Source organism: Enterococcus camelliae, assembly GCF_042685105.1.
Classification (GTDB): Bacteria; Bacillota; Bacilli; order Lactobacillales; family Enterococcaceae; genus Enterococcus_G; species Enterococcus_G camelliae.
In genome coordinates, this window is record NZ_JBHUMO010000014.1 from 1 (window position 1) to 16,925 (window position 16,925).

Consider the following 16,925-nt stretch of genomic DNA (forward strand, 5'->3'; position numbering starts at 1 on the left):
CGGTATCCCGTATCTCAGGCAAGAAGAAACTACATTTGGGTCAAAGGGTTTTAAGTCCGTAAGGACTCAGAACCCCGCAACTTAAGTCGTGGGAGGTTCAGAATGATATCAAAACTATTGTCTGCGAAGGGAAGGTTTAGGGCGTTTCCCTTTTTTAGTTCAATAAATGAATCAAGCTTCGCCTCTTGTACTCGTTTTTTAGCAATGGCTAAGGCGCGCTCATCCAAATCAATTCCAATAATTTGACAATGAAACGTTTGTGCTAGTTCAATGGCAGTTGTTCCCTGATTACAGGCCACCTCGAGCACCTGAGCATCTTTAGTGAATGTACCTTGTTCAATTAACCAATTTGTTGCGACAACACCACCTGGTCTTAAGCGTTTTTTGCCCAACTTTGCTAAAAATGTATGCCCGAGCTCCTTTTTCGTTTGGTTCAATTATGCCCCTCCTCATAACGATAATGATAATCATTCTCATTTATTACAAAAGATTCCTTCATGAATATCAATAAGGGAATCTCCTATAGAAATAAACAGTATCACGAAGTTTAATATGTCTTGACACCTTTGCGTATTACCATTACAATACGCTTATCAAAGTGTCTTGACACATTAGGGAGAAGAAACATGAAAAATAATCGGGTTCGTCAATTAACCATCTCTGCTTTACTGATAGCTATGGGGATTTTGATTCCCATGGTCATGCCCAAAATTGTTATTGGACCAGCGTCTTTTACATTAGCTAGTCACGTGCCGCTCATGATTGCGATGTTCTTTTCGCCAGGAATGGCAGTAGCCGTGGCTCTCGGAACAGCTTTCGGTTTTCTATTAACCACCCCAATCATTATTGCCGCGCGGGCGTTATCACATGTTGTTTTTGCTGTTCTGGGTGCATGGTATTTAAAGAAAAATCCTGAGATTGTATTACACAAAGGGGCTTTTCAAATTTATAACCTTGTGATTGCCTTGATTCATACGTTGGTGGAAATCATCGTAGTTTGGCTCTTTTTTGCAACAGGTCATGCCGCGGGTGCGACAGTGGACGGCAATTTTTACGTCTTTTTATTTGGCTTGATGGGTATCGGGGGCATGATTCATAGTTTTGTGGATTACAACATCGCGCTTTTTGTTGTGACAAGCATTAGCAAAATCGTTGCCATTCCAGTCTTTCAAAAAGCAAAACAAGCCGTGCAAAAATCGTAAACTATATCAAAAAAACAGCATGAAGGGTAATACGCCAAATTTTCTTATCACTTTTGGTATACTAAAGAAAAGTGAGTTGAAATGAAAGGTGGAATTCGAATGTACCAAATTATCACCGATGCGTGTTGTGATTTACCGGCCAAAGCGCTTGACCAGTTAGGGGTTGCCTATATCCCAATGACAATCGAGTTGGATGGCAAGGACTATGTCGACGATTTAGGGCAAACATTTGATTATCAATGGTTCTTAGAAAACTTAAAAGAAAACAAGCAACCAACTACTTCACAAATTAATGTAGGTCAATATATGATGGCCTTTAAACCCTATGTAGCGAAGCGGATGCCACTTCTATATTTGGCCTTTTCTTCGGGTTTAAGTGGCTCCTATAATAGTGCGATGCAAGCCATCGCGTTGATCAAAGAAGAAGTTCCAGACGCAGAAATTTATTGTGTTGATACAAAAGCAGCCAGTTTAGGGCAAGGCATGCTGGTCGTGCAAGCCGCAACCCTCCAAAAAGAAGGGCAATCCATCCAAGAGGTCATCCAGTGGGTAGAGACAGCCAAAAATCATTTGCGCTCATGGGTAACAGTCGATGATTTGAATCATTTAGAACGTGGTGGTCGGATTTCGAAAACTGCCGCAACCATTGGTGGGCTTTTAAACATTAAACCAATCATTCATATGGATGCTGAGGGAAAATTACAAAATGTGGGCAAAGCCCGTGGACGGAAAAAGGCACTGCAAACCTTACTTAATGAAACCGAACGGAATTTAGATCAAACCATTTTAAACCAATTTTACCTTTCGCATAGTGGGGATGAAGCAAGTGTGACCGAGGTGGTGAACCAATTGCAACAAAGGTACCCCAATACGCCAATTACCCGCTATCCGCTTGGACCAACCATTGCAAGCCACACTGGGTATGGCTGCATTGCTCTATTTTCAATGGGCAGCCAGGAACGTTAGCCCTTTTGGCCTTCAGTTAGCTCCATCAAAGTAGAACAAGAAACGGAATTGTTTTGCCAATGAATCTGTGCTATAGTTGGCGCGTGGGTTTCCCACAAATAAAATCAGAGTAGAAAATAAAGCGTCAAGTGCTGGAAAGATGGGATGTTGCTTTCTGGACGAAGGAATTCGCTTCCGCGGTTTTATTTTCGCATTCGCTGCATATTTGATGTAGCAACTCTTAAAGGAGATGCTTCGTATGAAACAAAAAATAACCACGCGCATGATTGCCACGATGGGGCTATTAGTCGCTCTGCAAGTGGTCCTTTCGCAAGTGTTAGGGATTGAAACACAGTACCTACGTTTATCTTTTTCATTTGTGCCCACGATTATCATGGGCATGCTGTTCGGTCCATTATGGGCAGGCATTGGGTGCGTATTGGCTGATTTTCTGGGGATGGCGCTATTTCCAAAAGCGGCTTTCTTTTTTGGGTTCACCATTAATGCATTTATTGGTGGGCTAATCTACGGTTATTTCTTCTACAAAAAAGAAATTTCTTGGAAAAATGCCATTGGTTGCGCCTTAGCAACAACGATAGTAATCAGCCTCATTTTAACACCAATCTGGTTATCCATGATGTACAACCAACCACTTTTTAGTTGGGTGATTTGGGCACCAAGACTGATTAAAACGGTCATTATGTTGCCAATCCAAGCCATCTTAAACTACATGGTCGGTCGCATGATACCCTTGCAAAAGCTCATCAAACGCGTATCAGTATAAATCCTAAAAACATGCACCCTCTCCTGTTACATCCGCAGGAAAGGGTGCTTTATTTTCACAAAAAAGCACATCAAGAAAAACGTTTCTATTGATTAATAGAACGAAAAATGAAAAAAAACTAAAAGAAACCGTTTGCTTTTTCTTCATATACGCGTTATACTTCTTTTTGTAGAAACGTTTCACTAAAATTAGGGAGGAACATAAGAATGAAGTTTAGTAAAAAAATTGCCTTATTGGGTGCGAGTGCCTTGTTTTCGTTGGGTGTGTTAGCGGCTTGTGGAAACAATTCAAAAAGCGATAGCGAAAGCAAAGAATTGACGTTTTGGTACATGGGCGATGGCGATCAAGGAATTAAGCCAATCATTGATGATTTTACAAAAGAGACAGGAATTAAAGTAAAAATTCAAAGTATTCCATGGAGTTCATCAAGAGACAAATTATTAACAGCAGTCGCCTCAAAAAGTGGTCCTGACGTGGTACAAATGGGGACATCTTATATGAGTGAATTTGTCGATGCTGGGGCATTAGTGGATCTTTCAGACAAAATCAAAGACAACGATGTGTTAAAGACAAGTAATTTCTTTGATGGTTCTGTGGCCACTACTGAATTTGATGGCAAGTACTACGCTGTGCCATGGTATACCGAAACGCGGGCACTATACTATCGTTCTGATTTATTGAAATCGGTTGGTTACAATGAAGCTCCTAAGACATGGGAAGAACTAGCTGATGCAGCGAAAAAACTAGCCGCACGTGGGGAAGGGAAATATGGATTTAACGTTGATGCGGCCGAACCAACTTTTGGCTTTATGTTTGCTCGTCAAAATGGTTCAGAACTCTTTAGCAAAAAGAATGAACCCCTGTTCAATAAACCCGCAATGGTGGATGCAGTCAAATACCTTGATAGCATGATTAAAGACGGTTCTGCCCCAAGCACCAATTTAGGCTTGGATATTGGCCAAAGCTTTGGTGGTGAAGGGATTGTGCCAATGTTTATTAGTGGACCTTGGATGATTAATTCAATTAAAGATGCTGCGCCTGATATTGATGGAAAATGGAATGTAGCGGAATTACCTTCAGGAAAAGATGGAAACACATCTATTACCGGTGGAGCAAACTTAGCTGTCTTTAGTAGTTCGAAGAAACAAGATGATGCAGTTAAATTGATTGAGTTTTTATCAAAACCAGATAACCAAACCAAATTCTTCGAAAGTACCAACTCATTACCAACGAACAAAGATGCTTGGAAAAATGATACGTTTACAAGCGACAAAATGATTTCAGTATTCGGAAAACAATTGGAAAATTCGCAACCAGTTCCTGCTTTAAAACAATGGGATGAAATTGCCCAAAACTACTTAAAACAATGGGAACAAATTGTTTCGAATGGAAAAGATGTCCAAAAAGCAATGGATGAATTAAATACCGAAACCGAAACACTTTTGAAAAAATAAAAAATGAAGCTTGACAGTTTGCAAGCGATGCATTGGCAATAATTATTCCGAACGATCAATCATTGCAAGTCAATGGTTGGTTGTTCGGATCGTTATGTTTGCATCTTATTTGAAAAAGCGAACGTTTCTTTGTTTGTTACCCATATGGAGGAGGAACAACCCATGAAAAAAACCAAAGCACCTTATTTTTTCATTGCGCCAGCCGTGATTTTATTATTGATTTTTTCAATCATCCCTATTTTTCTTGCATTAATCATTAGTTTTACTGACATGAGTTTAGCAGGATTGGCGGATTATTCACGAATCAAATTTGTCGGTCTGGAAAATTACATAAATATTTTTAGTGACAAAACATTTGGTCAAGCAATTTTTAATACAGGGTACTACGTTGTGATTGGCGTACCTCTAGTTATTCTTATTTCATTGGCTTTGGCAATCATGATTAATTTTGGCGAAAATAAATTCTTTCAATTTATGCGTTTGGTCTTTTATAGCCCATCCATTACCAATACTGTAGCCATTGCAGTGGTCTGGATGTACTTATACAATCCAACAATTGGGTTGTTGAATCACCTGCTATCCTATTTAAATATTGGCCCAATTCTCTGGCTGACCGATGCAGGAACAGCTAAAATTTCCCTCATCATTATTGCTGTTTGGAAAGCAATTGGCTTGAATATGTTGATTTTTTTAGCGGCTATCCAGGGAATTCCAAAAGTTTATTATGAAGCGGCTGAAATAGATGGAGCCAATAAATGGTACCAAATTACACGAATCACGATTCCTTTGTTACGCTTTTCGATCTTTTTCGTGACAGTGACCACGTTAATCGGTTGGTTCCAATTTTTCGAAGAACCTTTTGTTATGACGAAAGGTGGCCCATTAGATAGTACGCTCTCAGTTGCTTTATTCATCTATCAAAATGGTTTCCAATATAGTAAATTTGGCTACGCTGCAGCGGGATCATTCGTCCTGTTTATCGCTATTATCATAGTGACAAGCATTCAAATGAAGCTACAAACACGTCAAAAAGACAGTGGAATGTAAGGAGGATACAACATGAGTTATCAAAAATCACAGATGAGTTTTAAAGTATTTATCGGAGTGATGCTAGCTGTCTTAGGAATTCTAACTTTTTTTCCGTTCTTATGGATGATTTTTTCTTCCTTGAAGACCAATGCGGAAATTAGTCAAATGGTGCCAACGTTGCTACCTAAAAATCCAACCTTGAATAACTTTAAAGAATTATTCGAACGACTAAACTTTGGTATCTATTTAAAAAATACCTTGATTGTTACGCTGTTTTCCTTTTTGGGTCTATTTTTAAATGCGATGGCAGGTTATGGTTTTTCAAAATATGACTTTAAAGGAAAGCACGGCTTATTTTTACTTGTCTTAGCTACTATGATGATTCCTGGTCAAGTGACGATGATTCCAGTGTATTTGATTTTAAACAGTGTCGGTTTAACCAATACCTTGATGGGAATCGTGTTACCGGGCTTAGCGGGTGCGTTTGGTATTTTTCTTTTTCGTCAGTTTATGAGCACGATTTCGGATGAATTGTTGGAAGCTGCTCGCTTAGATGGTGCGAATGAATGGTATATTTTCTTTCGAATTGTGCTACCGTTGACGCGACCAATTTTGGCCGTTCAGGGTATTCTGACCTTTATCGGCGGCTGGAATTCGTTCCTATGGCCATTAATTATCGCCAATGATGAAAAGTATTACACCTTGTCGGTAGGTCTCCAATTATTACAAGGCCAACATGGGACAGATTATTCCCTTCAAATGGCGGGAGCGACATTTATGGTCGTGCCAATCTTGATTGTTTTCATGATTTTCCAAAAATATATTTTACAAGGTTTCAACGTTTCAGGAATCAAATAAGTGCGAAGAAAAGAGTGAAGGAATGGAAGCAGAAAAACTAAACGAATTATTGCGTCAAATGACGTTAGAAGAAAAAGTCGATCAATTGTTACAATTGGCTGCCGATTTCTATTCAGAAAAAGCTGAGGCTAAAACGGGTCCCATGGCGGATTTGGCGATTTCAGACACCACGGTGAATCAGGCAGGAACAACGTTAGGGGTTTCTGGAGCGAAAGAAGCCATTCGAGTCCAAACCAATTATATGAAAAAAAATCGTCTGGGCATTCCCACCCTTCTGATGGCCGACATTATTCATGGCTTTCGAACCATTTTTCCAATTCCATTGGCACTTGGAAGTAGTTGGAGCTTAGCAGCGGCCGAAAGAATGGCAAGTGTTTCAGCGAAAGAAGCAGCGGTCTCTGGCTTACATGTGACGTTTTCACCCATGGTAGATCTAGTACGCGATCCTCGCTGGGGACGTGTGATGGAATCAACAGGAGAAGATGCCTTTTTAAATGCCCGCTTTGCAGAGGCGTTTGTCAAAGGCTATCAAGGAACAGATTTAGCCAATGATTTCTTCCGTGTTGCGGCTTGTGTCAAACATTTTGCAGCTTACGGTGCGGCAATTGCCGGTCGGGATTACAATACGGTGAATATGTCTGAGCGCCAACTACGTGATCAGTATTTACCTGGTTATAAGGCTGCCTTAGATGCTGGAGCAAAACTAGTCATGACTTCTTTCAATACAGTGGATGGGATTCCAGCCACAGGAAATGAATGGTTGTTTAAACAAGTTTTGCGTAACGAATTTGGATTTGATGGGGTAGTTATTTCCGATTGGGGTGCTGTGAAGGAAATGATTCCACATGGGGTGGCTGCTAATGAAAAAGAAGCGGCACAATTGGCGATGAATGCAACCGTTGATATCGAAATGATGACCACTTGTTATAGTCATTATTTAGCAGAATTGATTGCTGAAGGAAAGATTAAGGAAGCACAGTTAGACGAGGCGGTCTTACGTATTTTGACATTGAAAAATGAATTAGGCCTATTTGAACATCCCTTCAGAGGAGCGAATGAAGAGCTAGAAGCGCAACATGTGCTGTCAAAAGAACATCGTCAGGCTGCTCGTGAAGTCGCGCAACAATCCATTGTATTGTTGAAAAATGAGCAAGAAGTATTGCCATTAAAATCAGAGTTGACGATCGGCATCATCGGTCCGGCCGCTTCTTCGCAAGACATTCTAGGAGCGTGGTCTTGGCAAGGAAGACAAGCAGAAGCTACTTCGCTTACAGTGGGTGCGCGTCATTATAGCAAACAATTGCATATTGCCAAAGAACCATGTGACTATTTCCAACCAAGTGAAGCGGCACTTGAGGAAGCAACACACATCGCTCGAACCGTTGATGTGGTGATTTTGGCATTAGGTGAAACGGAATGGATGAGTGGCGAAGCAGCAAGTCGCAGTGACATTCGCCTGCCAGAAGGTCAGCTACAGTTCTTTGATGCCATTCGATCGGTGGCCAAAAAACTTGTGGTGACATTGTACAACGGAAGACCGTTGGATTTAGAAGCGATTCAGGCAGCCGATGCCATTGTTGAAGCGTGGTTTCCTGGAACAGAAGGGGGCCAAGCCTTAGCCGATATTCTTTGGGGAGCAGTGAACCCATCTGCGCGTTTAAGCATGTCATTTCCAACAACAGTCGGACAAGTACCGATTTATTACAATGTGGAAAATACTGGTCGTCCCTATGAATCAAACCCAGATGAAAAATATGTCTCCAAATATTTAGATACATCTAACTATGCGCGGTATCCATTTGGATATGGATTAAGCTACGGTACGGTTCGTTATCAAAAGCTGCAATTGTCTAGTACCAAGCTAAGCGCGGGCCAATCACTTCGGGCATCTATAGATGTTGTCAATGAATCTACCTATGAACGGACAGAAACAGTCCAATTGTATCTTCGGGATGTTGTGGCAATGGTCGCACGCCCAATCAAAGAACTAAAAGGCTTTAAACAAATTCAATTGCAAGCACATGAGACGAAAACTGTTTCATTTGAAGTGACCGAAGCGTTGTTACGCTATGTGCATCCGAATCAGCAATGGGGCAGTGATCCAGGTGAATTCGAATTATGGATTGGGCCTAACAGTGCGACGGGAGTAAATGCTACATTTCAACTCGTATAAAGAAACTATTTCGAAAGAAGGTTTGCCAAACAACTATGATTACATTACATTCTAAGCAACTAACGGCTTCATTTTTAGAAACCGGGGAACTTTATCAATTGACAAATGGTGCCATCATGGTAAACCAACTCCATGGAAATCCCCTTGATGGTAGCATCACGCAACTATATTTACGAGTGAAAACGACCCATCAAACAGCTGTTGCACCACTAATTGGTAGTACAGCCAATAGCGTGTTTCATCGATTTATCGATCGATGTGTTTGGTCAGGTATATTTACCGGAGTAACTTATCAAGTAACGTTCCAATTAGGAGAAGAAAATCAATGGTATTGGACCGTCGAATTTTCAGGAAATGGGGAAGAAGTAACCCTTTTCGCTGGGCATGATTTGGGTAATGCGCTAGTAGGAGCTGTTAAAGCGAATGAAGCCTATGTTTCCCAATATGTTGATCATTTTGTAACCAAGGAAGATGAGCATATCACGATTACCTCACGTCAAAATCAACCACAAAACAATCAGTTTCCAGTGGTTGAGTTAGGAAGCTTTGCTCCGCTCGTTGGTTATGCGACAGATGGGTATCAATTTTTTGGGAAAACTTACAAAAAAACGAATAAACCAGAAGCTCTGCAACAGGAAATTCTTCCAAACGAAGTCTATCAATATGAATTTGCCTATATTGCGTTGCAAACCAAAGCAATCAAAGCAACTGCTGAAAATCAAACAGTGGTCTTCTATGGTGTAGCAATTGCCAATCATCCGACTGCAGTGACGCAACCAATTGTATCGTTGACGCATGTAGCACAAGATTACGCATGGGCGAATGAGAAAAAAGAAACCGCCCAAATAGCTCAATTAACAATGGTTCATACACTAGGTACACCAATTGTCGGACGTCCGTTTACCGAACAGGAGTTGTGTGAACGATTCCCAGAACAAGAACAAGTGGAAAAAGTAGGGAATACCACCTATTCATTCTTCACCAAAAACAATCGCCATGTAGTGGTGCAAGCCAAAGAATGCGAGATGGAACGGGCAACTGGCCATATTCTTTTAGGAGGATTAGATCTGGAAGTTGCACATCCTGTGATGAGCACCACCCTTTATATGTATGGGATTTTTAATTCCCAAATTGTTTTAGGCAATACATCCATGAATAAATTGCTCTCAAATAGTCGCAACGCGCTAAATGTATTGAAACAATCGGGTCAACGAATCTATCTGCAAGAACAAGAAAAATGGTCATTGTTGACCATGCCGTCTGCATTTGAAATGGGCTTAAACTCTGGAACTTGGTATTATCAATTGGCAGATGACTGTTTGATTGTAACGACCTATAGTCGGCGAGATAGCCATGAAATTATCACCACCATACATTCCGAACAAGGCAAACGCTATAATTTCGCAGTGACTAACCAATTTTTAATGAATGATGACGATGAACACCCAACCTATAATCAGCATGTAAACGGTCAGAAAGTAACGCTGACACCTACAGAAGAATCAGCAATTTACGCAATTTATCCGGAGTTAACCTATCAACTCACCCTAGACAAACCCTTTCGATTAACGAATGAATCGTTATTCGGCTGTCTAGCGGAGCAACCAGTTTTAACGACCTTTGTGGTAGAAAATCAAAGTCAGTTGGCTCTGTCAATTAAAGGTCGCTTGCATTCATCAGAATCACTGCTATTGACAGAAAGCCTGACGATTAATGAGGAAGAGCAAGCTTTTGGAGAAGCATTTGATACGTTAACCAACCAGTTTCATTTAACACATCCTCAGGTGGATGTTACGAGTATGAACCAATTAATTCGCTGGTATACGCACAATATGCTTGTTCATTACTTGTCTCCGCATGGACTAGAGCAATATGGGGGAGCCGCATGGGGAACCCGTGACGTATCACAAGGCCCAACCGAATTTTTCTTGGCAATGAACCAATACGATGTCGTTGAATCAATTATCACCCATATTTTTGAAAATCAATTTGAAGATGACGGCAATTGGCCACAATGGTTTATGTTTGATGGCTACGAAAAACAAAAAGCTGATGAAAGTCACGGCGATGTGATTGTCTGGCCAATGAAAGTGGTCACAGATTATCTGGAAAAATCTGGAAACTTTAGTATACTTAAGAAAAAGATACCGTATACGGACCGCAAAACTTTTGCGAAAACAACCCAAACAGCGACTTTGTTTGAACACCTAAAAAAAGAAATCCACTATATCCAGACCCATTTTCTAAAAGGAACGTATCTATCTTGTTACGGCGATGGCGATTGGGATGACACGCTGCAACCCTATGATAGTCGTTTGAAAAAGAATATGGCTAGCACATGGACAGTTGCCTTAACGTATCAAGTAATCAATAAATTAGGAAACTTGTTGAAACCAACAGATCAATCCTTCGCAACTGAACTACTGACGCTTGCGCAAAAAATCCAAGCTGATTTCAATAAGTACATGCTAAGTGCTGGAACGTTGCCAGGATTCGTCTACATGGATTCACCTGAAAAAGTCGAGTGGATGATTCATCCTACCGATCAGAAAACAGGGATTCATTATCGCCTGTTGCCAATGACGCGAAGTATGATTGCCGAATTACTTTCACCAGAACAAATGCAAGAACATTTGGCTATTATCAAAAAACAATTGTTCTTTCCAGATGGCGTACGTTTAATGAATCGCCCCGCACATTACCAAGGTGGGGTTAGCGTGCATTTCAAACGGGCCGAACAAGCTGCAAACTTCGGCCGTGAAATTGGATTGCAATATGTCCATGCACACATTCGTTTTTCAGAAGCCATGGCTAAGATTGGTGAAAAGAATGAGACATGGAGAGCACTCAATACCATCAATCCTATTCAATTGCAGACGCGTGTGCCGAATGCATCGTTACGCCAAGCAAATGCCTATTTTAGCAGTTCAGATGGTGATTTTCCCACTCGTTATGCTGCCCAAGAGCAATTTGATAAATTGAAAACAGGGGCAGTCAATGTTAAGGGAGGTTGGCGTATTTATTCAAGCGGACCCGGAATTTATGTCAATCAATTGATTTCGGCTATTTTAGGAATTCGGGCCTTCCATGATCGCTATGTATTTGATCCGGTCTTACCAGATGAACTCGATGGATTAAGCTGTGCATTTCAATTGAACAAAACACCAGTTGAAATTGTCTTCCACTTAAATCAAACAGAACGGAAAGTATGTCTGGATGGCGTTGAGGTACCATTTGAGGAAGAAGCCAACCGGTACCGCCCAGGTGGATTAGTCATTCAAGCAAATGCAGTTCATTCAAGACTTCATGAGGGAAGTCGGATTGATGTGTATAGTCAATAAAAAAGGAAAGGAGAAGCCATGGTAGGAATTAAAGATATTGCCAAAGCAGCAGGAGTATCGATTTCAACCGTATCCTATGCATTAAATGGCAATCCCAAAATCACGGATGAAACACGCGCAAAGATTATGAAGCTAGCTGAGGAAATGAACTACGTACCCAACATGGCTGCTCGTACCTTAAAACGGCAACAAACCAATATTATTGGTGTTTATTTGACCGATTATGCAGGGAGCTTTTATGGAGAACTGTTAGATGGCATCAAACGCGGTCTTGAATTTCATGGCTATGAGATGATTGTCTGTAGTGGCAAAAAGTCACAACTATTTATTCCCGAAAAAATGGTCGATGGCGCGATTGTTCTTGATTGGACATTTGATAGTGAGCAAATTTTAAAATTTGCCCATCATGGGCATAAGCTCGTTGTACTCGATCGCGAAATTGAACACGCCAATATTCGGAAAGTCTTATTAGATAATGCGGGTGGGACCAGTTTGGCAATCGAACAATTTGCCAAGTTGCGCCCAGAAAAGCTGTACCTTATTTCCGGTCCAACCAAAGGCTATGATAGTCAAAAAAGGTTGGTTACAAGTGAAAAAGAATTGAACCTATACACGATTCCTTATGAAATTATTGCTGGGAATTTTACAGAATCATCAGGATATGAGGCTGGTGAAAAAATTATGAAACAACAACCGCAACTCCCAATCCACATTTTCTCATTTAACGATGAAATGGCCGTTGGATTGTATAAATATTTTAAAGGGACCAATCTAAAAATTGGCAAAGATGTGTCCATCATCGGTTTTGATAATATCGAAATTGGCAAGTATTTGCGCCCACCATTAGCCACTATTTCCTATTCAAAACACCGTTGGGGCATGTTAGCAGCCAAAAAAGTGGTTCAATTACTTCAGGATGAGGCAACCGAATCGGAATTAATTTATACCACGTTTGTCCGTCGAGATTCATTTTTAGGAAAAGAGGGATAGTGATGGCTATCAGTCGGATGAATTTTCGCTCCGAAGTATTAGGCAAAGGAACAGCGGTTACTGTCTATTTGCCAGACGAAAAACAAGCAAAGATGCCTGTGCTCTATCTTCTTCATGGGAAGTCAGATGATTGCAATGCTTGGCTAAATGCCACCTCTCTTGAGCGCTACGCTAGCCAATACCCCTTTTGCATTGTCATGCCTCAAGTTGAATTGAGTTATTACACGGATATGGTTTATGGTGACCGTTACTGGACCTTTCTTACGGAAGAGCTTCCCAATAAAATGCACCAATGGTTTCAATTAAAAACAGAGGCGAATCAACATTTTTTAGCTGGTCTATCCATGGGCGGGTATGGCGCCTTTAAATGGGCACTACGAAAACCAAATGAATTTCGGGCAGTGGCATCATTATCAGGTGCACTGGATGTGGTATCGTTATGGGAAAAAGATGCTCAAAGAGACCATGAGTTTTCATTAATTTTTGGTACGAAAGCAGCTCTCAAGCAGAGTACCAACGACTTATTATTCTTGTTAGACAAGCAAGCTGCTAACAGAACCACCTTTTTCCAATATTGTGGAACGGAAGACTTTCTCTACCTAGAAAACCAAACCTTTCGCAAACAAGCGCAACAAGTATTGGAAAACTATGTCTACAAGGAAGGCCCAGGTGCTCACACTTGGGAATATTGGGATGCAACGATTCAAGAAGTATTGCGACAGTTTTTTCGCTTGCTTAACGAGTAATCCCCACCCTTAAGAGAAAAATAAACTGACAAGTATGCAATGAACAAGAAAAATTGTTCGTTGCATGCTTTTTTGTATCTAAGGGAATTCACTATATTTTACGAACTTGGTGAAACCCAATTGAATTGTTGCAAGAAGCGTTCTATTCTTAACTTGTGAATAAAATCATTATCTAGCTGTCGTTAGTAAGCAACCAGATAAGATTTGGGAGCAAAGAAAGGCTGTGTCGTGAATGTCTGAGCAAAAAATTCCTTCTGTTTCAACAACGAGTCAAAACAAACTAGAAAGTCGCAGTGTCAAAGGAATGGGAACGGTTATTACCTTAACTGTTTATTGCAAAGAACCGAAAGCTATCCTCGATTGGTTGGAAAAGAAACTAAAAGAATATGAACAACGATTTAGTGCCAATGATGACCATTCCGAACTAATGGCTATCAATCGAGCAGCTGGACAAACTGCTGTCAAAGTTCACCCAGAACTATTTGAGCTTATTCAAATAGGTAAGGAACAAAGTATAGCAGCACCTGATTTATTAAATATCGCGATTGGCCCGTTGATTCAGACTTGGCGGATAGGGTTTCAAGATGCCCATGTACCATCAAAAGAACAAATTACGCGAGCGTTATCATTAATTGATCCTTTAGCAATTGAATTGAACGCGGCACAACAAAGCGTTTTTTTAAGAAAAAAGGGCATGAAAATTGATTTGGGAGCATTGGCAAAAGGATACATTGGCGACTGTTTGGTTTCCGAACTAAAAAGAAAACAAGTAAAAGCGGGGTTAATAAATTTAGGTGGCAATGTCGTTGTGTTTGGTCCTTGCCCATTACATGCAGATGGCCTTTGGAAAATTGGAATCCGTGATCCAAAAGGAAAGCGAGAGGAATGCCTAACCATTCTGAACTGTTCAGAAGGTTCTGTGGTAACCTCAGGCATTTACGAACGAGTCTTGACACTTTCTGGCCATCGCTATACCCATATTTTTGATAGTCGAACAGGGTATCCTGTTGAAACGGATATTGATAGTTTGACGATTGTAACGAAACAATCCCTTATGGGGGAAATTTGGACCACCCGTCTCTTTGGCTATCGTGCCGAAAAAATCCAACAGATTATGCAACAAAAAAATTTGGAAGGAGTGATTGTTAAGCAAAATGGTCAAGTTTGGCTGTCAAGTGGAGCAAAGTGTGCACAAAGCGCAATCAATTGAGAGGGAACATTTTTGTTAAATGCAGAAGAACAAGTGAAGAAAGGATGAAAAAAATGTATAACTTTATTGGAATTGTAGGAACGAATTCAGAACAATCAACAAATCGGACATTATTACAGTTTATGCAAAAACATTTTAAAAAAGACGCCAAAATTGAACTTCTTGAAATTGGTGACCTACCTATGTTTAATAAACCCAGTGATAAGAAAATACCAGCAAGAGCAACTGAATTAGCTACCAAAATTGACCAAGCAGATGGCATTATCATTAGCACACCGGAGTACGATCATGCAGTACCCGCCGTTTTGGTCAATGCTCTTCACTGGTTATCTTATGGCGTATTCCCATTTGTCGATCAACCAGTCATGATTACGGGTGCATCCTATGGTACATTGGGTTCATCTCGGGCTCAGGCACAATTACGGCAAATCTTAGATTCACCTGAATTAAAGGCACGTATTATGCCTAGCTCTGATTATTTGTTAGCTCATTCGCTCCAAGCCTTTGATCAAGAAGGGAATTTGATTCATTCGGACGACCTTGCACGTTTAGATGAATTATTTGATGATTTCTTAACATTTGTTTCAATTACACAACAGATGCACTTGAATCGAGAAGATCATAAGAAAAAAGCAGCCCGCTTTAATTGGGACAAATTAAACTAAATTGTGAGATGTAATGCGAAACTAGCTACTCACTTTGAATGACACAACGAATTAAGATAATAAAGGAGAAAAATCACATGAAACTAATTGGAATCGTCGGCTCTTGTGCCGAACAATCATATAATCGGCTGCTCTTGCAATATATTCAACGTCATTATCGAAGCACGTTCCATATGGAATTAGTAGAAGTGAACGAGTTGCCGATGTTTAATCAAAGCAAAGATGCTACTGATTCACCAATCATGCAAGAATGGGTGCAAAAAATTGGCTTTGCCGATGGAGTTATTATCGCAACACCTGAACATAATCATACCGTCCCTGCCGGTTTAAAGAGTGCGCTTGAATGGCTTTCTTACAAAGTTCATCCATTAGAAAAGAAACCTGTGATGATTGTCGGGGCTTCCTACCACGATCAAGGATCTTCTAGAGCACAACTACATTTACGTCAAATTTTAGATGCGCCAGGGGTAAATGCTTTTGTTTTTCCGGGAAATGAATTTCTATTAGGAAAAGTCAAAGAAGCATTTGATAATCAAGGAGAATTAAGAAATCAAGGAACAATTGATTTCTTAGATAGTACCATTAAGAAATTTTTAACCTATATGCAAGCTGTATCTGTTTTAAGCGGTCCCAAACCTAGTTTTCCACCTGAAGATTTACACGCCAAAAGAGGAACCAAAACAACCATTCCTGGCATCGATATGACGGCTGATGATTGGGTTGAGCAGGCAGCCAAACAAGTCGGTGCAGCGGAAGGCGACCAATACGTGAAGTTGAATCGTGGACTATTAACAGTCAATCAACTAAATGCTTTCTTGGAATCAATGCCAATGGAACTAACATATGCCGATGAGAATAATCAATTTATTTACTATAACTATACAAAAGAAAAAGCGGAAATGTTAGCAGGTCGTTTACCAGGACAAGTTGGCAATCCTTTGTCAGAATGTCATCCGCCAAAAGCATTGAAAAATGTGGAATACGTGATTCAACAATTACGATCAGGAAATATGGATTTGGTTCAAATTCATATTAAGAAGCACTCTGCAGAAAAATTTGTCGTCCATAATTATCAAGCAATGTATGACCACGATGGAAAATATATGGGTGTAAATGAATATATACTTGATTTTAAACCAATCGTTGATTTTTACTTAAAAGAAACCAAACAAACACTTGTGGCAAACAGTGTCGCAGGAATGATACCTAATGCAGTGACAGCAACTGGAGCCGATGCTGTCTCCAGTGCGTCAACCCATGATGCGACACCTAGTGCGTCACCAGCCGGAGCTGATGCTGTTTCAAGTGCCTCCGTATCAGACTAAAAAACGAAGCACCAAAAGCAAACGAGTGAAAAGATTAATTGGGATGGTAGCAACAGTTAATCATAATATATAAATATCTATAAAAATATCATTTAAAACATCATTTAAAACATCAATATGTGGTATAATCATTTTGAGGTGAAGATTATGACTATGTATTCGATAGGTGAATTTGGAAAACAGATAGGTGTAACACCACAAAC

At 40.3% G+C, this 16,925-nt stretch carries 13 protein-coding genes, 1 pseudogene and 1 riboswitch; of the genes and pseudogenes, 13 read left to right on the plus strand and 1 reads right to left on the minus strand.

Annotated features, from left to right (window positions below; genetic code table 11):
- Positions 1–95 precede the first annotated feature (95 nt).
- Positions 96–437, minus strand: a pseudogene (locus ACFSR0_RS02890) (class I SAM-dependent methyltransferase); the annotation flags it as partial.
- Positions 438–626: 189 nt separating this feature from the next.
- On the opposite strand from ACFSR0_RS02890, the gene ACFSR0_RS02895 reads away from it, so the two are divergent.
- The 13 genes from ACFSR0_RS02895 to ACFSR0_RS02955 all read left to right on the plus strand — a co-directional run bounded on the left by ACFSR0_RS02895 (position 627) and on the right by ACFSR0_RS02955 (position 16,722).
- Complete coding sequence (locus tag ACFSR0_RS02895; RefSeq protein ID WP_379979739.1) at positions 627–1,202, plus strand: hypothetical protein; 576 nt, start codon at positions 627–629, stop codon at positions 1,200–1,202.
- A 99-nt stretch (positions 1,203–1,301) separates the two neighbouring features.
- Positions 1,302–2,168 carry a DegV family protein gene (locus ACFSR0_RS02900; protein WP_379979741.1) on the plus strand — a complete coding sequence of 289 codons (867 nt, stop codon included), beginning with the start codon at positions 1,302–1,304 and terminating at the stop codon, positions 2,166–2,168.
- A gap of 103 nt (positions 2,169–2,271) precedes the next feature.
- Positions 2,272–2,370: riboswitch (THF riboswitch) on the plus strand.
- A 36-nt stretch (positions 2,371–2,406) separates the two neighbouring features.
- Positions 2,407–2,931, plus strand: a complete 525-nt coding sequence (locus ACFSR0_RS02905; RefSeq protein WP_251854781.1) for a folate family ECF transporter S component — start codon at positions 2,407–2,409, stop codon at positions 2,929–2,931.
- A 206-nt stretch (positions 2,932–3,137) separates the two neighbouring features.
- Positions 3,138–4,385: a sugar ABC transporter substrate-binding protein gene (locus ACFSR0_RS02910; RefSeq protein WP_379979743.1), complete on the plus strand. Its 1,248-nt coding sequence runs from the start codon at positions 3,138–3,140 to the stop codon at positions 4,383–4,385.
- Between the two features lie 162 nt (positions 4,386–4,547).
- Complete coding sequence (locus tag ACFSR0_RS02915) at positions 4,548–5,432, plus strand: carbohydrate ABC transporter permease (protein WP_040366069.1); 885 nt, start codon at positions 4,548–4,550, stop codon at positions 5,430–5,432.
- 12 nt (positions 5,433–5,444) lie between these two features.
- The gene (locus ACFSR0_RS02920; protein WP_379979745.1) at positions 5,445–6,272 is read left to right on the plus strand and encodes a carbohydrate ABC transporter permease; all 828 of its coding nucleotides are present in this window, start codon (positions 5,445–5,447) and stop codon (positions 6,270–6,272) included.
- A 22-nt stretch (positions 6,273–6,294) separates the two neighbouring features.
- Positions 6,295–8,445 carry a beta-glucosidase BglX gene (gene bglX / locus ACFSR0_RS02925; protein ID WP_379979747.1) on the plus strand — a complete coding sequence of 717 codons (2,151 nt, stop codon included), beginning with the start codon at positions 6,295–6,297 and terminating at the stop codon, positions 8,443–8,445.
- A gap of 35 nt (positions 8,446–8,480) precedes the next feature.
- Positions 8,481–11,786 carry a GH36-type glycosyl hydrolase domain-containing protein gene (locus ACFSR0_RS02930; RefSeq protein WP_379979749.1) on the plus strand — a complete coding sequence of 1,102 codons (3,306 nt, stop codon included), beginning with the start codon at positions 8,481–8,483 and terminating at the stop codon, positions 11,784–11,786.
- 18 nt (positions 11,787–11,804) lie between these two features.
- The gene (locus ACFSR0_RS02935) at positions 11,805–12,776 is read left to right on the plus strand and encodes a LacI family DNA-binding transcriptional regulator (RefSeq protein ID WP_379979751.1); all 972 of its coding nucleotides are present in this window, start codon (positions 11,805–11,807) and stop codon (positions 12,774–12,776) included.
- A gap of 2 nt (positions 12,777–12,778) precedes the next feature.
- Positions 12,779–13,522: an alpha/beta hydrolase gene (locus ACFSR0_RS02940; protein ID WP_379979753.1), complete on the plus strand. Its 744-nt coding sequence runs from the start codon at positions 12,779–12,781 to the stop codon at positions 13,520–13,522.
- Between the two features lie 232 nt (positions 13,523–13,754).
- The gene (locus ACFSR0_RS02945; protein ID WP_379979755.1) at positions 13,755–14,732 is read left to right on the plus strand and encodes an FAD:protein FMN transferase; all 978 of its coding nucleotides are present in this window, start codon (positions 13,755–13,757) and stop codon (positions 14,730–14,732) included.
- 53 nt (positions 14,733–14,785) lie between these two features.
- Positions 14,786–15,397: an NADPH-dependent FMN reductase gene (locus ACFSR0_RS02950; protein WP_040366067.1), complete on the plus strand. Its 612-nt coding sequence runs from the start codon at positions 14,786–14,788 to the stop codon at positions 15,395–15,397.
- A gap of 77 nt (positions 15,398–15,474) precedes the next feature.
- Positions 15,475–16,722: an NAD(P)H-dependent oxidoreductase gene (locus ACFSR0_RS02955; RefSeq protein ID WP_040366064.1), complete on the plus strand. Its 1,248-nt coding sequence runs from the start codon at positions 15,475–15,477 to the stop codon at positions 16,720–16,722.
- The last annotated feature ends 203 nt before the right edge of the window (positions 16,723–16,925 follow it).